The sequence below is a fragment of the Brachybacterium sp. SW0106-09 genome (genome assembly GCF_001293905.1).
In the GTDB taxonomy this organism is placed as follows: domain Bacteria; phylum Actinomycetota; class Actinomycetes; order Actinomycetales; family Dermabacteraceae; genus Brachybacterium; species Brachybacterium conglomeratum.
On sequence record NZ_BCAK01000026.1, the window covers coordinates 35,001 to 53,553 of the forward strand.

The window sequence follows — 18,553 nt, forward strand, 5'->3', positions numbered from 1 at the left end:
ACAGGTATACGAATGACGTATGCTCACGCTCAGTGAAAGGGGCGAGATGACGGATCTGGAGCTCGTGAGGACGATCGCCAGCGCCCCCTTGCGCACGATGCGGTTCCGCGATCTGCAGACCGCCGGGACCAACACGTGGCGTCAGCTGGATTCCCTCGTGTCCGGCGGTGCGCTGCTGCGTCTGGCACATGGCATCTACACCGTCCCCCCCGATGGCCGAGATGCACGGCGCTGGCAGCCCGGGCTGGAGAGCGCTGGATTGGCGATCGCGACGGCGCGGCACGGCGAGCGCCGGACGATCCTCATGGGGATCGGCGCAGCCCGCCACTGGGGTGCCATCCCGCGGGCGATCGGCACCACGGTCATCGCGGTCCCGACCGCAGGCCATCATCCTCTGACGATCGGATCCGGAACCGTCCACTTCGTGCAGCGCGACCTCGACCTCGTCGACGCCGCCCTGGAGGAGACCGAGCTGGGTCGAGCACTGGTCACGACTCCGGAGCAGACACACGTCGACCTGCTCATGCGCCCCGCCCAGGGCGGCGACCGCGACACCTCGCTGACCGCCGCCGAAACTCTCCGCCCGCAGCTGGATCCTGACGAGTATGCGCAGATCATCCGCACGGCGCCCCGGACGAATACCGCGATCCGTCGCACACTCGACGAACTGCGCGCATCACGATGATCTCTCGAGCACCAGGAGTACTCGATACAGGCGAGATGCACGAGATCGCCGAGCTCTTCGGTGTCGGCGAGGCCCAGGTGCGCCGCGACCACGTCATCTCCCACGCACTTGCCGCACTGTCGACTCTCGGGACCGACGACCTCGTCTTCTTCGGCGGCACGGCCCTGTCACGAACTCATCTGCCCGCTCTGCGCCTCTCCGAGGACATCGATCTGATCGCACTCGGCCCTCGGGCCGCCACCGCATCTGCTGTGGGGAAGACGCTCTCACGCCTGTTGCGGAGGAGTCTCGGGCGCCCGCGCTTCGCACCACCCCTCGAGGAGACGCGAGACGCCGATCCGTCGACGATGACGATCGGATCAGTGCGGGTCCAGATTCAGCTGCTCAGCGCATCGCATCTGCCCCCATGGCCGACCGAGGTCGTCGACCTCGAACAGCGGTACAGCGATGCCCCGCCCGCCACGATGCGCGTTTTCACACCGGCATCCTTCGCCGCCGCCAAACGTGCCGCCTGGCATGACCGAGCCGCGCCGCGCGATCTCTATGACCTCTGGGCTCTGGCCTCCGCCGGGATGATCGATCAGGACGCAGCGACCCTGTTCTCACGCTCCGGTCCACTGACGTCACCGGAGGCGGTCTCGTTCGCACGGCTCCCCACGCCAGAGGAATGGGAGGCCGCGCTCGGTCACCAATGCCGGCCGGCGGTCACCGCCGACGAAGCCGCCGATGCCGTCCGCAGGGCCTGGGTGCGCTGAGCGACCTCGACCCGACGACGAAAGGGCCGGGGCCCGAGCCCGCTGTGCAGCGGCTCGGACCCCGGCCCGTTCGCTCAGGTCGCGGCTCAGGCCGCGACGCTCACTCCCACTCGATGGTGCCCGGGGGCTTCGAGGTGATGTCGAGGGTGACGCGGTTGATCTCGGAGACCTCGTTGGTGATGCGGGTCGAGATCCGGGAGAGCACCTCGTAGGGCACCTTGGCCCAGTCCGCGGTCATCGCGTCGTCGCTGGTGACGGGGCGCAGCACGACGGGGTGGCCGTAGGTGCGGCCGTCGCCCTGGACGCCCACGGAGCGCACGTCGGCCAGGAGCACGACGGGGCACTGCCAGATGGTGCGGTCCAGGCCCGCGGCGGTCAGCTCGGCGCGGGCGATCGCGTCGGCCGCGCGCAGGATGTCCAGGCGCTCCCTGGTGACCTCGCCGATGATGCGGATGCCGAGGCCGGGGCCCGGGAAGGGCTGGCGCCAGACGATCTCGTCGGGCAGGCCGAGCTCGGAGCCGACGGCGCGCACCTCGTCCTTGAACAGGGTGCGCAGCGGCTCGACCAGCTCGAAGGAGAGGTCCTCGGGCAGGCCGCCCACGTTGTGGTGGCTCTTGATGTTCGCCGCGCCCTCGCCGCCGCCGGACTCGACGACGTCGGGGTAGAGCGTGCCCTGGACGAGAAAGGCGGTGGACGCCTTCCCGACATTCGCCGAGTCGCCCTCGCCCTCGACGACGCCCTGCTCGCGCAGGATCTCCGCCTGGGCCTTCTCGAAGGTGCGGATGAACTCGCGCCCGATGATCTTGCGCTTGGTCTCGGGGTCGGTGACGCCGGCGAGCGCCGTGAGGAACTGCTCCTCGGCGTCGACCATGACGAGCTTCGCCCCGCCGGTGGAGGCGCCGAAAGCCTTCTCGATCTGCTCGGACTCGTCCTGGCGCATCAGGCCGTGGTTCACGTACACGCAGGTGAGGCGGTCGCCGATGGCGCGCTGCACGAGCGCCGCGGCGACGGCGGAGTCCACGCCGCCGGAGAGTCCGCAGATCGCGGTGCCCTCGCCCACCTGGGCGCGGATCCGCTCGACCTGCTCCTCGATGACGTTGCCGGTGGTCCAGGACGGCTCGATGCCCGCGCCGCGGTGGAGGAAGTTCTCCAGCACCTCCTGGCCGCGGTCGGAGTGGCCCACCTCGGGGTGCCACTGCACGCCGTAGAGCCGCTTCTCGCGGTTCTCGAAGGCGGCGACGGGGCTCGCGGCGGAGGTCGCGACGACCTCGAAGCCCTCGGGCGCCGCGGTGACGGAGTCGCCGTGGCTCATCCACACGTTCTGGTCGACGTCCTGGCCGGAGAGCAGCTCGGAGGAGGCGTCGAGGGCCTCGAGGCGGGTCGCGCCGTACTCGCGCACGCCCGTCGGGGAGACGGTGCCGCCGGCCGCCGCGGCCATCGACTGGAAGCCGTAGCAGAGCCCGAGCACCGGCACGCCGGCCTCGAGCAGGGCCGGGTCCAGGCGGGGTGCGCCCTCGGCGTAGACGGAGCTCGGCCCGCCGGAGAGGATGATCGCGCGGGGATCCTTCGCGAGCATCTTCTCGACGGCCATCGAGTGCGGGACGATCTCGGAGTAGACCCGGGCCTCGCGCACGCGACGAGCGATGAGCTGTGCGTACTGGGCGCCGAAGTCGACGACGAGGACGGGGCGCTGGTCGGTGTCGGTCACAGGCGCGAGTCTACGTCGCGCCCGAGCCCGGGGGAGCCGCGGTCCGGCTCCCCCGAGGGCGAGCCTGCTCACGCCGGGCTCCGCTCCTCGGGCACGGGCCCGGCACCGCGGCCCCGGACAGGAGGGGTCCGGTCACCCGGCGGTCAGACCCGCTCCTCGTCCTGGATCGTGGGGCGCTGCGCGAGATCGGTCTCGACGCGCTGATGGGTCCAGCGCTCGCCGAAGAAGGACAGCACCGGGACGACGCCGAAGAACATCAGCAGCAGCATCCGCGGCAGGCCCCAGCGCATCTTCATCCACAGGTCGAAGCCGAGCACCACGTAGACCATGTAGATCAGGCCGTGGATCGGGGACCACACCGAGGAGACCTGCTCCCAGAACGGGGAGGTCGAGGTGAACCAGGCGTCGCCGCCGAAGACGACATAGCGCATGGTCATGATGCCCACGAGCACCAGCAGCGCGATGCCCTCCACGATGGAGGCCACGCGGAAGCGGGCGAAGGAGGTCCTGGCGGCGACTTCGTCGAGGGGGCGTTCTGCGGGCACGGTCACACGTCCTTGTCGGGGTTCTGCTGGAGGGCGGGGCGGGAGCTCGGGGCGACGCCCGAGGGGGCGAGTCCGGCGGCGGGTACTGCGCCGTCGGCCTGATCGGCGGCGGCCCGGTCGACGGGGGCAGCACCGGAGTTCTGGTCGGCACCGGCCGGCGGCCCGGGGCGGGGCCCGTCGTCGGAGGCCTCGGCGAGCAGCCTCTCGACCTCCTCGCGACGGTCGTCGAGCTCGTCGCGATAGGCGGTGCGCACCGAGCGCCACCACAGGTACAGGAAGAACACGCCGAAGGCCACCCACTGGAGGGAGTAGCCGATGTTCTGCCAGTCCAGGCCGCGGGAGAACTGGGACTCCGCGGCGGGCAGCGCCGTGAGCGGGGCCTCGGTCTCGTCGAGTGCGAGATAGCCGGCGTACATGGGCGAGCCCCACTCGTTGACCAGCAGCGGGGTCGCGATCTCCCGCGCCACCCCGTCGACGACGCCGCCGGAGGCGGACTCGCTCGCCTCGAGGCGTCCGGAGAGGCGGACCTCCCCCTCGGGCGCGGCGGGGGCGAGGGAGGGATCGAGCGCGCCGTCCTCGCCGGTCACGTCCTCGGCAGGCAGCCAGCCGCGGGCCACGGGCAGTCGGGCCTCGGTGCCGTCCTCGAGCTCGACGAGGAAGGCGGTCACCACGATCACGGCGTCCTGCCCCTCGATCCGTCGGCCGGGGACGAGCACCTGCTCGCCGGCGGCGAAGCGTCCGTCGGCCGTGACGATGTCGCCGACGATCTCGTTGGTGACGGCGTCGCCGACGCCGACCACCTCGCGGATGTCGCCGATCTGCTGAGGGCCGTCGGCCTTGTCGGTCAGCGCGCGGTGGGCGCGGTCCCACTGCCATCCGGCGAGGAGACCGCACACGATCGTCGCCACGATCATCAGGGCGAGCAGCCCGAGGAATCGGGGGCGGAGGGCGACGCGGAGCATGGCCACCATGGTACGAGCCGGGGCCCGGACGGGACCTGGAGAGGGACCTCGATCACGTCGGGAACCCATCTCGCCCGGGGCCGGGCCGCCCCACCTGCACCGATGGGATCGCACTCGTCCCGGCGCGGTGCGCGCCGGCCCGTCGGCCGCTCCCCCGTACCCGAGCCGACGGCTCCCGGCCGGGACTCCCGGCCCCGTGCCACGGGAGGGCCGCGCGCCTATGCTGGGGTCGTGTCGCAGAGTGTGTATATCGCCAGCCCGGAGGGGATGACCGGCAAGTCGATGGTGGCTTTCGGTCTGCTCGAAGCCCTCGCCTCCCGATCCGATCGCGTCGGGGTGTTCCGCCCCGTCGTGCGCTCGACGTCCACGCGCGACTACGCGGTGGACCTGCTCATCCGCCATCCCGCCGTCGACCAGGCCTACGAGGACGCGATCGGGGTGGACCACCAGCTGGTGCTGTCCGATCCGGATGCCGCGCACGAGCGGATCCTCGCCCGCCATCGCGAGCTCGCCGAGCGCTACAGCGTGCTGGTCGTGCTCGGCTCGGATTACGACGACCTCGCCAACCCCACCGAGCTCGCCTTCAACGCCGAGGTCGCCGCCAACATGGGCGCGCCGGTGGTGGTGGTGCTCTCGGGGCTGGACCGCAGCCCGGACCAGATCGGGGCGCTCGCGGCGGTCGCCGTCGGCGAGTTCGGCGGTCACCATGCGATGCCGCTGGCCGTCATCGTCAACCGTGCCGAGGCCGCGTCCCTCGACGCCGTGCGCGAGGCCGTCGCGGCGAAGGTGCCCGGCGCGCTGGTCTCCGCGATCCCGGAGAACCCGGTGATCCTGGCACCGACGGTGCAGGAGCTGAAGGACGCGGTGGACGGCTCGCTGCTGATGGGCAATCCCGAGTGGCTCGAGCGCGTCTCCGTGGGCACGGTCATCGCGGCGATGAGCCTGCCCAACGTGCTCACCCGCCTCACCGAGAACTGCACCGTGATCGCCCCCGGCGACCGCTACGACCTGCTCCCCGGACTCGTCATGGCGCAGCAGTCGGGCACCTTCCCCGCGCTCTCCTCGATCGTGCTCACGGGCGGCTACGAGGTGCCCGAGGAGGTGGACCGGCTCATCTCCGGTGTGCAGCAGGACCTGCCGATCATCACCTCGGAGCTGTCCACCTTCGACACCGCGGTGCGGATCGCCCGCTCCCGCGGCCGGCTCAGCGCCGCGAGCGCGCAGAAGCTCGACGCGGCGCGTCGCGCGGTCGCCGAGCACCTGCCCACCGAGGAGCTGCTCTCCGCCCTCGAGGTGACGCGCAGCGAGGTGGTCACCCCGATGATGTTCGAGTTCGAGCTGCTGGCCCGCGCCCGCGGGGAGAAGAAGACGATCGTCCTGCCCGAGGGCGAGGACGAGCGGATCCTCGCCGCAGCCGAGTCGATCCTCGCCCGCGGCGTCGCGGACCTGGTGCTGCTCGGCGAGGAGAACACGATCCGCGCCAAGGCCTCCCAGCTCGGCCACGACATCTCCGAGGCGCGCGTGGTCTCCCCGCACGACCCGGAGCACGTCGAGCGCTACGCGAAGGAGTACGCGCGGCTGCGCGCCAAGAAGGGCGTGACCCTCGAGCAGGCCCGCTCGACGGTCCAGGACGTCTCCTACTTCGGCACGATGATGGTGCAGATGGGCGAGGCCGACGGGATGGTCTCCGGCGCGGTCCACTCCACCGCCCACACGATCCGCCCGTCCTTCGAGATCATCAAGACCAGGCCCGGCGCGAAGATCGTCTCCTCGGTGTTCCTGATGGCGCTCGAGGACCGGGTGCTGGTCTACGGCGACTGCGCCGTGAACCCCGACCCCACCGCCGAGCAGCTCGCGGACATCGCGGTGCAGTCCGCGACCACCGCCGCGCAGTTCGGTGTGGACCCGCGGATCGCGATGCTCTCCTACTCCACCGGCACCTCCGGTACCGGGGCCGACGTGGACAAGGTGCGCGAGGCGACCGAGCTGGTGCGCTCCATCGACCCGTCGCTCGACGTGGAGGGTCCGATCCAGTACGACGCCGCGGTGGACGCCTCGGTCGCCAAGACCAAGCTGCCGGACTCCTCGGTCGCGGGCCGAGCGACGGTGTTCGTCTTCCCCGACCTCAACACCGGCAACAACACCTACAAAGCCGTGCAGCGCTCGGCCGGCGCGATCGCGATCGGCCCCGTCCTGCAGGGCTTGAACAAGCCGGTCAACGACCTCTCCCGCGGAGCGCTCGTGGACGACATCATCAACACCGTCGTGATCACCGCGATCCAGGCCCAGGCGGCCGACGCGGAGAACGCCTCGACGGAGCCGACGAAGGAGAACGCATGACCACCTCCGCCCACGCCTCCTCCGACAGCGCCGAGCGCCCCCGGACGATCCCGGACGCCGCGACGGTGCTCGTGCTGAACTCGGGCTCCTCCTCGCTGAAGTTCCAGCTGCTGGACCCGATCGCGGAGGAGGTCTTCGCCTCCGGGATCGTCGAGCGGATCGGCCTGGACGACGGCGTCGCGCGTCTGGAGACTGGCTCGGTCACCCAGCCGTTCTCGGGAGAGGTGCCGAACCACGTCGTGGCCATGGAGGTGGTCATGCGGCTGTTCGAGCAGGCGGGGCTCTCCCTCGAGGAGGCGAACGTGGTGGCGGTCGGCCACCGCGTGGTGCAGGGCGGGGCGCGCTTCTCGGCCCCGAAGCTCATCGACTCCTGGGTGCGGGACCAGATCGCGGACCTCGGCGCGCTCGCGCCGCTGCACAACCCCGCGGCGGTCGACGGGATCGACGCGGCCCGCAAGCTGTTCCCCGCGATCCCGCATGTGGCCGTGTTCGACACCGCCTTCTTCACCTCCCTGCCGGAGGCGGCGCGCACCTATGCGCTGAACAAGCAGGTCGCCGACGAGTACCGGATCCGCCGCTACGGCGCCCACGGCACCAGCCACCGCTACGTCTCCGAGCAGGTCACCGAGCACTTCGCCGCGCAGGGGAAGGACACCTCCGCGCTGCGCCAGATCGTGCTCCACCTCGGCAACGGCGCCTCCGCCTCGGCGGTGCGCGGCGGCGAGCCGGTGGAGACCTCCATGGGGCTCACCCCGCTCGAAGGCCTCGTGATGGGCACCCGCACCGGGGACATCGACCCGGCCGTGTACGCCCATCTCTCCCGCAGCGCAGGGATGGGCATCGACGAGATCGACACCCTGCTGAACAAGCGCTCCGGCATGCAGGGGCTGTGCGGGATGAGCGACTTCAGAGACATCACCGCCGCGATCCGCGACGGGGACCGGGGCGCGGAGCTGGCGATGCAGGTGTACGTGCACCGGCTGCGCAAGTACGTCGGCTCCTACGCCTTCGTGCTCGGCGGCCTCGACGCGATCGCGTTCACCGCCGGGATCGGCGAGAACGTGCCGGAGGTGCGCGAGCGGGTGCTCTCCGGGCTCGAGGGCTTCGGGATCCGCCTGGACCCCGCCCGCAACGCCGAGCGTGCCAAGGGCGTCCGGGTCATCTCGGCCGACGACTCGCCGGTGACGGTGCTGATCGTCCCGACCGACGAGGAGCTCGCGATCGCGCAGCAGGCGCTGGAGGTCGCGCGCTCGAAGCGCTGAGCAGGTCGAAGCACTGAGCAGGGCCGCGCGGGCGCCGGGAACGGCGCCTGCGCCTGCGCACGCCGGGCACGTCCGCGCCGCCCTTCTCGCGGTAGGCGGCCGCGTCCAGGAGCCTCCTGGCCTCCGACTATCCTGACCTCGCACCGCATTGCGTCCTGAGGGGGAGCCGATGACCTATCCGCCTGCCTACGGCCCTGCCCACAGCTACGCCCCGGCTCCGCGCCGTCGCCGCCGTGGGCTGAAGCGCACGATCTTCGGCGGGCTGGGCCTGGTCGCCAACGCCATAGGCCTCGTGGTGATGCCGATCGTCGCGGCGATGATCGGTGCCATGCTCATCGTCACCGGGAACACAGAGATGGCCCCGTTGGACCCCGCAGGCGACAGCTTCGAGGCCTCGACCTGGTCCATGTACTCCATCGCGGTGCCGCAGGAGGACCTCGGCACGACGACCTGCGAGATCGAGGGCGCCGACGTCACCGTCGAACCGGCTGAGGCCTCCTCCTCGATGGGCTCGGTGAACGGGGTGCCCTACTACGACCTGTACTCGGTGCAGGTCTTCGGCGACCAGGAGGTCTCCGTGACCTGCACGGGCGGTGAGTCTGTCGCGCTCTGGGATGCGGGGATGGGAGGCTTCGCGATCAGCATCGGGGTCGGCGTCCTGCTGCCGGTGGTGCTCGGTCTGGTCGCGCTGGTGATGCTGATCTGGGGGATCATCGCGCTGGTGCGCTCGGCCTGAGGACCCGGGCGAGGAGCCTGCGGCGTGAGATCTCGCGGGGATCCCGGGGCGAGGAGCCCGCGGGACTGCGCGGCAGGCCGGCGCAGGCGCTGTCCGCACGGCGTCCGGGCCTGAGGCTCTGGGCCGAGGATCCGGTGCGAGACTCCGATTCGAGGCTCCGGTCCGAGGGTCAGCCGAGCGGGTCCGCGGCCCGTCGCTGCGCGGCCTCGAGGCAGGCGACGGCCCAGCCCGGATGGTCGTGGACGAACTCGTCGCGCCAGGTGATGTGGAGCGCCTCCGCCATCTCCCAGCGGTGCTGCGCGCCGAGCTCGCGGAATGTCCCGCCGGGGATCCGCAGACGCTCCCGCTCCCTGTCGGCCTCCCCGTCGTGCACCGCACCCGGGAGATCCCTCGCGGAGGCGATGCGCTCGGAGCCCTCGGACCGCCCCGCTCCCTCGCCGTCGCGGGCGCGGGAGCGAGCACGCCCCTTCCTGCTCCGCGTCGCCTCCGTCGCGTCCGCGCGGCGGGGCCGACGCAGCAGGAGCAGGGGCACCTGGACCACGAGCCCCAGGGCGAGGGTGAGCGGGATCAGACCGGAGCCGAGGTCGACCACCCAGCGGATCGAGAACCCCAGCAGGCCCGGCCGCAGCGCCCAGTGGTCCTGGGAGGTGAGGATCCACAGCGCGAGGAAGAACGCGGCCGCGAACAGGTAGTAGGAGCGCCGCAGCTTCGCCTCGAGGCGCTTGTCCTCCTCGGTCATCTCCTCGTCGCTCATCGCCCCTCCTCCCGGTCGCCGTCATCATCGGAGAGGTCGCCCGACGCGTCCTCACCACCCTGTCCGGAGCTGTACAGGGTGGTGGGGGTGTAGACCGAGCCGATGTCGCCGGGGCTCCACAGCGCGTGATCGGATGCTGCCGGATCCGAGGAGACCGTCGCCTCCCCGCCGACAGGGGCGGACGCCTCGGGATCGGAAGGCACCGCGTCGGAGCGCTCGACGGGCGCGGACTCCCCCACCTCGGTCACCGTCGCTGCCGTCGCCGTCGCAGCCGCCGCCGCGGTCCCCGCCGCCCGGCGGACCTTCGTCGGCCCGTCCCGGCGTGCGCGCAGGATCTCGAGGAAGCCCCGCGCCCCGCCCTCGGTCTCGTAGCGGGTGTGCCAGGGCAGTCCGGCCTCGTCCGCGAGGCCTCGCAGCTCGGCGATCCCGAGCTCGAGCCCCTCCCCCGGCGCAGCACCGGCCGCGCCGATGCTGCCGTCGTCGGAGAAGACGAGGGAGCCGAGCCGGTCACGGTCTCGCATCCCGGTGCGCGGCCTCCGGCCCCGGGCACCGCCGTCACGCGCGCGGCCCGTCCGGGAGTCCGTCGTGCCGGGGCGCGTCGCCCGGGCGTCGTCCGCGCGCGAATCGTCCTGCAGACGCCCGGCACCGGCGGCCTCGTCGTGCCGGGGCCGTCGGCCGAGCGCGACGGCGGCGGGCAGCACGGCCATGATCAGCACGAGCACCACGATCAGCAGCGGCACGAAGTCGTACCTCGCCCAGGAGGCGAGCCGATGGAGCATGTCGAGGCCGGAGGCCTGCGCGCCGCTGCTCATCAGGGATGCGAGGAACCGGTGCAGGTACCAGCCCGGTGCCTCGTAGTCCGCACCGTGGAACGGCCCGTACAGCAGCAGCATCACGACGGCGACGCCGAGGAGCCCGAGGCCGAGCACGATGAGCGGACGGCGACCCCTCCTCGCCGCGGGAGCTGTCATCCCCGTGGTCGTCTCAGACGGTGGTGACGACCTCGACCCGCTGGAACTCCTTGAGGTCGAGGTAGCCGGTGGTCGCCATCGCGTGGCGCAGCGCGCCGACGAGGTTGGTGGTGCCGTCGGCGGAGATCGAGGGGCCGAAGAGGATCTGCTCGAGCGGGGCGACGGTCCCGACGGGGACGCGGTGGCCGCGGGTGAGCGTGGGGTGGTGCGCCTCGCTGCCCCAGTGGTGGCCGCGGCCGGGCGCCTCCTCGGCGCGGGCCAGGGCCGCACCGACCATCAGGCCGTCGGCGCCGCAGGCGATCGCCTTGACCAGGTCGCCGCTGCGACCCAGGCCGCCGTCGGCGATGACGTGCACGTAGCGGCCGCCGGATTCGTCCATGTAGTCGCGGCGGGCGGCGGCGACGTCGGCGACGGCGCTGGCCAGCGGGACCTGGATGCCGAGGGTCTCGCGGGTGGTCTGCGAGGCGCCGCCGCCGAAGCCGACGAGCACGCCCGCGGCGCCGGTGCGCATCAGGTGCAGGGCCGCGGTGTAGGTCGCGCAGCCGCCGACGATGACGGGGACGTCGAGCTCGTAGATGAACCGCTTGAGGTTCAGCGGCTCGCGGCCGGTGGAGACGTGCTCGGCGGAGACGGTGGTGCCGCGGATGAAGAAGAGGTCCACGCCCGCGTCGACGACCGTCTTCCAGTGCTCCTGGGTGCGCTGCGGGGAGAGGGAGCCGGCCGCGGTCACGCCCGCGTCGCGCAGCTGCTGGATGCGGTCGCGGATCAGTTCGGGCTTGATCGGCTCCTCGTAGACGCTGCGCATCACCTCGACCACGCCCTCCTCGGAGGCGGCGGCGATCCGGTCGAACTGCGCGGAGGGGTCCTCGTAGCGGGTCCACAGGCCTTCGAGGTCCAGCACGCCGAGTCCGCCGTGCTCGCCGAGCGCGATCGCGGTCTCGGGGGACATCAGGGAGTCCATCGGGGCGGCGAAGATCGGGATGTCGAAGTGGTAGGCGTCCACCTGCCAGGCGGTGGAGACGTCCTCCGGGTCCCGGGTGCGTCGGGAGGGGACCACCGCCACGTCGTCGAAGCTGTAGCTGCGGCGTCCCCGCTTGTTGCGGCCGATCTCGATCTCGCTCATCACACCGGGGAGTCTACCGATCCCGGGGACCGCGGCGGGCCGGCCGTCGGGGTGGGACGCCGCCCCCGGATCGTCACAGCGGCCAGGCGGTGTTCACGTCCGGGGTCCTGCCCTTCTTCGTGAGCCACTCGTTCATGCCCTCGGCCCAGCGGCCATGCCAGCCCACCTGCTCGCGGTGGAGCTCCGCGAGGGGGGAGGAGGCGACCTGCGGGTACTTCGCGGCGATCGCACGGACCACGTCCAGGGTGGCGGAGACGTCGACGTCGGCGGTGTGGAGGCGAGCGTCCTGCTCGAGGCCGTAGTGGGCGAGGACGTCGGTGAGGGTGCGCTTGCCCTTGCGGTAACGGTCCACGCCGCGGTCGATGACGAGCCCGTCGATCACGGGCGCGATGTCGTGGCCGAGCCGCTGGACGAGCGTGGGAAGGCCCAGGCGGGTCAGCTCGTTCTCGAGGATCGCCAGGTCGAAGCCGATGTTGAAGGCGACCAGCGGCACGTCCTTCCCGAGCGCCTCGACGATCATGCCCGCGACCTCGTCGAGCGCCTCGGCGGGCTGCATGCCGTGCTCGCGGGCGTGCTCGGTGCTGATCCCGTGCACGCGCTGGGCGGGCTCGGGGATCTCCACCCCCGGGTCGATCAGCCAGGTCGCGACGGTCTCGTTCTCGCGGCCGGGGCCGACAGAGTGCACGAGCGCGACCGTGACGATCCGGTCCCGCTCGACGTTCGTGCCGGTGGTCTCGGTGTCGAAGCCCAGCAGCGGGGCGTCGATCCAGGAGGGGGTGCTCATGCCCTCAAGACTAGAGCCCGGCGTCCGTGGTTCGTCCCGCACGGCGAGCGCTGTGGACGTGAGGGCCGTGGGGAGGAATGATCACGGGGCACGCCCCGCTTCCCGACCTCGAGGAGACCCGATGACCGCTCCCGCCCTGTACCTGCACCTGCCCGGCACCGCCGCCGAGGCGCTCGAGTTCTACCAGGGGGTCTTCGGCGGGGAGACCTCGACCGCGACCTATGCCGAGTTCGGTCGGACCGACGGCCCCGGCTCCGCGGTCGCCCACGGCACGCTGAGCGGTGCGGTGGACCTGTACGTCTCCGACGCGGGCGAGCACGACGAGCCGTTCTCCGCCCGCGGGCTCATGGTCGCGCTGCTCGGTGCGGCCGAGCCCACCACGCTGCGCACCTGGTTCGCGGCGCTCGCCGAGGGAGGCGACGTGGTCGACCCGCTGCAGCGGCGCGACTGGGGCGCTTCCGACGGCCAGGTCCGCGACCGCTACGGGGTGCTGTGGCTGATCGGCTACGAGCACGGCACGGACCCGACGGCCGACGCCACCAGCACGCAGGGGGACACCACCATCACGCAGGAGTGACCGGGCCGTCGGCCGACGGAGCGCAGCACCGCCGGGTGCCCGATGACGTCGGCGCGACGAGCCCGGCGGCCTCGCTCAGAGCGAGGAGTAGTTCGGGGCCTCCATGATCGCGGCCATGTCGTGGGGGTGGGACTCCTTGAGCCCCGCCGCGGTGATGCGCACGAACTTCCCGCGCTCCTTCAGCTCCGGAACGGTGTTCGCGCCGACGTAGAACATCGACTGGTGCAGCCCTCCGATGAGCTGGTGGACGACGGAGCCGAGCTGCCCCTTGTAGGAGACTCGGCCCTCGATGCCCTCGGGGACGATCTTGTCATCGCTGGGGACGTCGGCCTGGAAGTAGCGGTCCTTGGAGAAGGACTTCTTGCCGCGCGAGGACATCGCGCCGAGCGAGCCCATGCCGCGGTAGGCCTTGTACTGCTTGCCGCCGACGAGCACGACCTCGCCCGGGGACTCCTCGGTGCCGGCCAGCAGGGAGCCGACCATGACGGTGTCGGCGCCGGCGACGAGCGCCTTGGCGATGTCGCCGGAGTACTGCAGGCCGCCGTCGCCGATCAGCGGCACGCCCGCGGGGCCGCAGGCCTTGGCGGCCTCGTGGATCGCGGTGACCTGCGGGACGCCGACGCCGGCGACCACGCGGGTGGTGCAGATGGAGCCGGGGCCCACGCCGACCTTGACAGCGTCGGCGCCCGCGTCGACGAGCGCCTGTGCGCCCTCGCGGGTGGCGACGTTGCCGCCGATGATCTGGACGTCGGCGAAGCAGGGGTCGTTCTTCAGGGTGCGGATCATCTCCAGCGCCAGGCGGGCGTGGCCGTTGGCGGTGTCGACGACGAGCACGTCGGCGCCGGCGTCGCGCAGCTGGCCGGCGCGCTCGAGGGAATCGCCGAAGAAGCCGACGCCCGCGCCCACGAGGAGGCGGCCCTGGCTGTCCTTGGAGGCGTCGGGGAACTGCTCGGACTTCACGAAGTCCTTCACGGTGATCAGCCCGGTCAGGCGGCCCTCTGCGTCGATCAGCGGGAGGCGCTCGCGCTTGTTCCTGCGCAGCAGGGCGGTGGCCTGCTCGGGGGTGACGTCCTCCGGGGCGGTGAACAGCTCGGTGGTCATCACGTCGGCGACGCGGGTGGTGGACCACTCGGCGACGGGGATGAAGCGCAGGTCGCGGTTGGTGCAGATGCCCAGCAGGCGCTGGCCCTGGTCGACGACGGGGAGGCCGGAGACCCGGAACTGGCCGCACAGGGCGTCGAAGTCCTCAAGGGTCGCCTCGGGGTCGATCGTGACGGGGTTCGTGATGCGGCCGGTCTGGGTGCGCTTGACGAGGTCGACCTGGTGGGCCTGGTCCTCGATGGAGAGGTTGCGGTGGAGGATGCCGATGCCGCCGTGGCGGGCCATCGCGATCGCCATCCGCGACTCGGTCACGGTGTCCATCGCGGCGCTGGCGAGGGGGAGCTTGAGGGTGATCTCCCTGGTGAGCCGGGAGGAGGTGTCCGCCTCGGAGGGGATCACGTCGGTCTCCCCGGGAAGCAGCAGGACGTCGTCGTAGGTCAGGCCGATGAAACCGAAAGGATCCGCGCTCGTCATGCAGAGATGCTACGTCCCGGAGAACCGGGACGGGCAGGCCGTCCGACGTGGGAACGGCCACGTCCGCACCCCGGCCCCACCCCGGGAGTTCACCCCGATGTCACCACGAGGACACTTCTGGGCCTAGAGTGGCCGCGGCGCGCGAGGGCCGTCCGGCTCCCGCGCCCCTCCCCCTCCCGCCCCTCCTCATCCCGGGAACGCGACGATGGCACGCACCTCCGCCCAGGACTCGACCGACGCCCCAGTGACCAAGGGCTTCCTCGGTCCCGACCGCAACTGGCACGTCGGTGCCGGGCTGATGACCCTCGCGACCGTGGTCGCGTTCACGATCTGGGCCTTCACCCACACCGGCACCGACGTCAACGCCTTCCTGCTGATCCTCGCGATCGCGTTCGGGCTGTTCATGGCGTTCAACATCGGCGGCAACGACGTCGCGAACTCCTTCGGCACGAGCGTCGGCGCCGGCACCCTGACCATGAAGCAGGCCCTCGTCGTCGCGGCGGTCTTCGAGGTCTCCGGCGCCGTGCTCGCCGGCGGCTCCGTCACCGAGACCGTGCGCAGCGGCATCGTGGACCTCGAGGGGATGGCGATCGACCCGCTCGCCTTCGCGCTGATCATGATGTCGGCCCTGCTGGGCGCCGCGGTGTGGCTGCTGCTGGCGACCAGGATGGGCTGGCCGGTCTCCACCACGCACGCGATCATCGGCGGCATCGTCGGCGCGGCGGTGACCACCGGCCTGGTCACGGGCACCGGCGGCTTCGCCATGGTGCACTGGGGTGAGATCGGGAAGATCGCCGTGTCCTGGATCCTCTCCCCGCTGCTGGGCGGCATCGCCTCCTTCCTCCTGTTCGGGGCGATCAAGCGCCGGATCCTCGCCCCCGCCGCTCGCGCGATCGCGCTCGGCTCCCGCGGATACGACGACGCGGAGGACTACGATGAGGACGACGACGCGGACGAGTCGTGGCAGCGTCACGTGCCCGCCTCCGAGCGCATGACCGAGCTGCAGCAGTCCGCGTTCGCGGAGTCCGCGGCCCTGGACCTCACCCCGGGCGGCCCCGGCGCCGAGCTCATCGAGGCCTCCGCGGATCTGACCAAGAAGGAGCGCAAGGCGGCCCGCAAGGTGGAGCGCAAGGCCGCCTACCACGCCCTGGAGAAGCGGGTCCCGCCGCTGGCCGCCGGCGCCGCGATGCTGCTGGCCGCGATGCTGGTGTTCAAGGGCCTGGACAACGTGGGGCTGAACATCTCCGTCGGCGGCGGCGTGCTGATGCTGGTCATGCTCGCGCTCGGAGTGTGGATGGCGACGACGATCTTCGCGCGCGCCCTGAAGAAGCAGTCGATCTCGCGCGCCACCTTCATCATGTTCAGCTGGATGCAGGTGTTCACCGCCTGCGCCTTCGCCTTCTCCCACGGCGCCAACGACATCGCCAACGCGATCGGCCCCTTCGCGGCAGTCCTCGACGTGCTGAAGACCGGGCAGATCGGCGCGGAGGCCGCGGTGCCCACCGCCGCCCTGATCGCCTTCGGCATCGCCCTGGTCTCGGGGCTGTGGTTCGTGGGCCGCAAGGTGATCCACACCGTCGGCACCGGCCTGACCGCGATGCACCCCTCCTCCGGCTTCGCCGCGGAGCTGGCGGCGGCGACGATCGTGCTGCTCGCCTCGGTGCTGGGCCTGCCCGTCTCCTCCACGCACATCCTGATCGGCGCGGTGCTCGGCGTCGGCATCGTCAACCACGCCGCGAACTGGCGGCTCATGCGGCCGATCTTCCTCGCCTGGATCATCACCCTGCCCGCCGCCGCAGGCATCGGCGCGGCGGTCGTGCTGGTGCTGCGTGCGATGTTCTGAGCCCCCGGCTCCCGCGACGCACGGCTCCACAGCCCGCCGTCGTACACGCGCCCCGACCGCCTCCGCAAGGAGGCCGCCGGGGTGCGGCCGTCTCAGGGGCGCGGATCGCCGTCCCGGGGCCCCTCCCGCCCGCCGAGCACACGGCGCACCCGGTCGAACTCGGCCTGGAAGGCGTCCTCGTCGTGCGCGTACTCCTCCCGCCAGGGCATGCCGAGGCGGGCGGCGAGCTCACGATGCGCCGCCTCGACGCGGCCGCGCCGCTCCTCGCGCACGAGCATCTCGCGCGGCGGCGCCGGACGGAATCCCGCCGCGGCCTGCAGGACGCGCAGCCCGTCGAAGGAGGCAGCGTCCCAGCCGATCTCCGGCACGACCCACTGCCGCACCTCCTGCTGCTCCGGCGCGCGCACGCCGATCAGCCCGAGGCTGCCGCGCACCGCCTCCCCCACCGCGTACTCGACCTCGCCGAGCGCGGCCCGGTCACGGGTGCGCAGCCCCTTGCGCAGGCGCAGGGTCCGTGACTGCTCGTCGAGGAGCACGACGGTGCGGGTCAGCAGCAGCGGCACCAGCGCCCACAGCGCGAACAGGGCCCAGAGGGCGAGCGCGCCCAGCAGCAGCTGCATCCAGGCGGGGGCGAGCAGCTGCTCGAGCAGCCCGTCGTGCCCGTCCTGGAGCCGGGAGATCCGCCACTGCTGGAATCCCGCACCGGCGAAGGGGCTCAGCAGCAGGGAGACCAGCGGCAGTCCGATCAGCGCGCCGGGCAGGTAGCGGCCACGGACCGAGGGGCCGACGAGCACCTCGCCGGTGCGGGTGCGCCGCGGGGCGGGGACGGTCGCGGCGGGTTCCGCGGGCGGGGTCGTGCTCACGATGACCAGAGTACGGTCAGATGCCTGGGGCCTCGCCCCGGGCGAGGCCCCCGAGCACCCGCCCGCTGCGGAACTCCCTCGCCTGCCCGGTCACCGGATCGGTGAAGGCGAGCGAGCGGGCCAGCAGCTGGAGCGGCCCGGCCGGCTCCGGGCAGGGCTCGGGGTAGAGGTCCTCGCCGGCGATCGGGGCGCCGCGGGAGGAGAGCTGGAGGCGCAGCTGATGGGTGCGTCCGGTGCGGGGGCGCAGCCCCAGCAGCAGCGCGCGGCTCTCCGCAGAGCCGGCCCCCGAAGGCCCGTCCTCCGTCGTGCCGGCCTCTCCGGTGCCGTCCACTCCCGGGCCGCGTGCGGTGAGCACCTCGAGCTCGGTGTGCGCGTTCGGCGCGCCGGGCACGATCCTCGCGGTGAGCTCCCCACGGCGCTTCTCCATCCGGTCCGCGAGCTCGGCGCGCTCCCCGACGGTCCGCGGCAGCGTGCACCCGGGCCCGGGCAGGACGAGCGCCGCGTAGCGCTTGTCGACCTCTCGCCTCGCGAAGAGCTGCTGATAGGCGCTGCGCTCCTCGGGACGCACTCCGAAGGCGAGCACCCCGGCGGTGCGACGGTCCAGGCGGTGCAGCGGCACCAGCTGCTCGATCCCCGTGTCGCGGCGCAGGCGGACCAGGGCGCTGGCGAGCACATAGGCCCCGCGTGGCATGGTCGCCACGTCATGGGGCTTGTCGATCACCAGCAGGTGCTCGTCGCGGAAGAGGATCGGCAGCGGCTCGGCCGGCACCTCCTCCGGGCGCAGCTCGCGGTGGAACCACAGCTCGTCGCCGGCGCCGACGGCATCGTCGGCCGCCCACGCGCGCCCGCGGGCGTCGATCACCTCCCCGGCGGCGAAGCGCTCGGCCAGCGGCGTGGCGGCCGGGTCCGCAAGGGCGGGGAAACGTGCGAGGAGCATCGAGGCCGCCGGTCCGACGGGAGCGTCCCTCGGCACGAGCCAGCGCACCGCGTCCAGACCGTCCCGCTGCGGCAGCGGGGGCGGGAGCCGGCGGGCGCGGCGGCGGGCGGCGCGGCCGGGCCCGCGCCCCTCC

At 72.3% G+C, this 18,553-nt stretch carries 17 protein-coding genes; 7 read left to right on the forward strand and 10 right to left on the reverse strand.

Annotation, left to right across the window (positions count from 1 at the left end; genetic code table 11):
* Positions 1–19: 19 nt before the first annotated feature.
* Complete coding sequence (locus Y09_RS11845) at positions 20–685, forward strand: type IV toxin-antitoxin system AbiEi family antitoxin (protein ID WP_053917903.1); 666 nt, start codon at positions 20–22, stop codon at positions 683–685.
* 35 nt (positions 686–720) lie between these two features.
* Positions 721–1,440 (forward strand): nucleotidyl transferase AbiEii/AbiGii toxin family protein, encoded by a 720-nt coding sequence (locus Y09_RS11850; RefSeq protein WP_234695714.1) that lies wholly within the window; start codon positions 721–723, stop codon positions 1,438–1,440.
* Positions 1,441–1,540: 100 nt separating this feature from the next.
* On the opposite strand, the gene guaA is transcribed toward Y09_RS11850, so the two are convergent.
* The 3 genes from guaA to Y09_RS11865 form a co-directional block, all read right to left on the reverse strand.
* Positions 1,541–3,148 (reverse strand): glutamine-hydrolyzing GMP synthase, encoded by a 1,608-nt coding sequence (gene guaA, locus Y09_RS11855; protein WP_053917905.1) that lies wholly within the window; start codon positions 3,146–3,148, stop codon positions 1,541–1,543.
* A gap of 143 nt (positions 3,149–3,291) precedes the next feature.
* Positions 3,292–3,693: a DUF3817 domain-containing protein gene (locus Y09_RS11860; RefSeq protein ID WP_148639635.1), complete on the reverse strand. Its 402-nt coding sequence runs from the start codon at positions 3,691–3,693 to the stop codon at positions 3,292–3,294.
* A gap of 2 nt (positions 3,694–3,695) precedes the next feature.
* The gene (locus Y09_RS11865; protein WP_053917918.1) at positions 3,696–4,655 is read right to left on the reverse strand and encodes an SURF1 family protein; all 960 of its coding nucleotides are present in this window, start codon (positions 4,653–4,655) and stop codon (positions 3,696–3,698) included.
* Positions 4,656–4,886: 231 nt separating this feature from the next.
* Here Y09_RS11865 and pta point away from each other — a divergent pair, with 231 nt between their 5' ends.
* From pta to Y09_RS11880, 3 genes are all read left to right on the forward strand, one after another.
* Complete coding sequence (gene pta, locus Y09_RS11870) at positions 4,887–6,995, forward strand: phosphate acetyltransferase (protein ID WP_255351685.1); 2,109 nt, start codon at positions 4,887–4,889, stop codon at positions 6,993–6,995.
* Positions 6,992–8,257 carry an acetate kinase gene (locus tag Y09_RS11875; RefSeq protein ID WP_148639636.1) on the forward strand — a complete coding sequence of 422 codons (1,266 nt, stop codon included), beginning with the start codon at positions 6,992–6,994 and terminating at the stop codon, positions 8,255–8,257. The genes pta and Y09_RS11875 overlap by 4 nt, the downstream gene beginning before the upstream one ends.
* A 169-nt stretch (positions 8,258–8,426) precedes the next feature.
* Positions 8,427–8,993, forward strand: coding sequence for a hypothetical protein (locus tag Y09_RS11880; RefSeq protein ID WP_053917908.1), 567 nt, complete (start codon positions 8,427–8,429; stop codon positions 8,991–8,993).
* A gap of 169 nt (positions 8,994–9,162) precedes the next feature.
* Here the strand turns inward: Y09_RS11880 and Y09_RS11885 are convergent, their stop codons facing one another.
* The 4 genes from Y09_RS11885 to Y09_RS11900 all read right to left on the reverse strand — a co-directional run bounded on the left by Y09_RS11885 (position 9,163) and on the right by Y09_RS11900 (position 12,625).
* Positions 9,163–9,747, reverse strand: a complete 585-nt coding sequence (locus Y09_RS11885; protein ID WP_053917909.1) for a hypothetical protein — start codon at positions 9,745–9,747, stop codon at positions 9,163–9,165.
* Positions 9,744–10,718, reverse strand: coding sequence for a hypothetical protein (locus tag Y09_RS11890; RefSeq protein WP_148639637.1), 975 nt, complete (start codon positions 10,716–10,718; stop codon positions 9,744–9,746). Before Y09_RS11890 ends, Y09_RS11885 begins: the two co-directional genes overlap by 4 nt.
* A 13-nt stretch (positions 10,719–10,731) precedes the next feature.
* Positions 10,732–11,841, reverse strand: a complete 1,110-nt coding sequence (locus Y09_RS11895) for a GuaB3 family IMP dehydrogenase-related protein (RefSeq protein WP_148639638.1) — start codon at positions 11,839–11,841, stop codon at positions 10,732–10,734.
* 73 nt (positions 11,842–11,914) lie between these two features.
* Complete coding sequence (locus Y09_RS11900; protein ID WP_053917912.1) at positions 11,915–12,625, reverse strand: exonuclease domain-containing protein; 711 nt, start codon at positions 12,623–12,625, stop codon at positions 11,915–11,917.
* Positions 12,626–12,746: 121 nt separating this feature from the next.
* On the opposite strand from Y09_RS11900, the gene Y09_RS11905 reads away from it, so the two are divergent.
* Positions 12,747–13,202 (forward strand): VOC family protein, encoded by a 456-nt coding sequence (locus Y09_RS11905; protein WP_053917913.1) that lies wholly within the window; start codon positions 12,747–12,749, stop codon positions 13,200–13,202.
* Positions 13,203–13,277: 75 nt separating this feature from the next.
* Here the strand turns inward: Y09_RS11905 and guaB are convergent, their stop codons facing one another.
* Positions 13,278–14,777 (reverse strand): IMP dehydrogenase, encoded by a 1,500-nt coding sequence (gene guaB, locus Y09_RS11910; protein ID WP_053917914.1) that lies wholly within the window; start codon positions 14,775–14,777, stop codon positions 13,278–13,280.
* A gap of 205 nt (positions 14,778–14,982) precedes the next feature.
* Between guaB and Y09_RS11915 the strand changes: the two genes are divergently transcribed.
* Positions 14,983–16,620, forward strand: coding sequence for an inorganic phosphate transporter (locus tag Y09_RS11915; protein WP_053917915.1), 1,638 nt, complete (start codon positions 14,983–14,985; stop codon positions 16,618–16,620).
* Positions 16,621–16,712: 92 nt separating this feature from the next.
* Here Y09_RS11915 and Y09_RS11920 read toward each other — a convergent pair whose 3' ends face one another.
* Together Y09_RS11920 and Y09_RS11925 are read right to left on the reverse strand one after the other, a co-directional pair.
* Positions 16,713–17,483: a hypothetical protein gene (locus Y09_RS11920; protein WP_053917916.1), complete on the reverse strand. Its 771-nt coding sequence runs from the start codon at positions 17,481–17,483 to the stop codon at positions 16,713–16,715.
* Positions 17,484–17,499: 16 nt separating this feature from the next.
* A partial coding sequence (locus tag Y09_RS11925; RefSeq protein WP_371440367.1) for a pseudouridine synthase occupies positions 17,500–18,553 on the reverse strand: 1,054 nt, incomplete at its 5' end.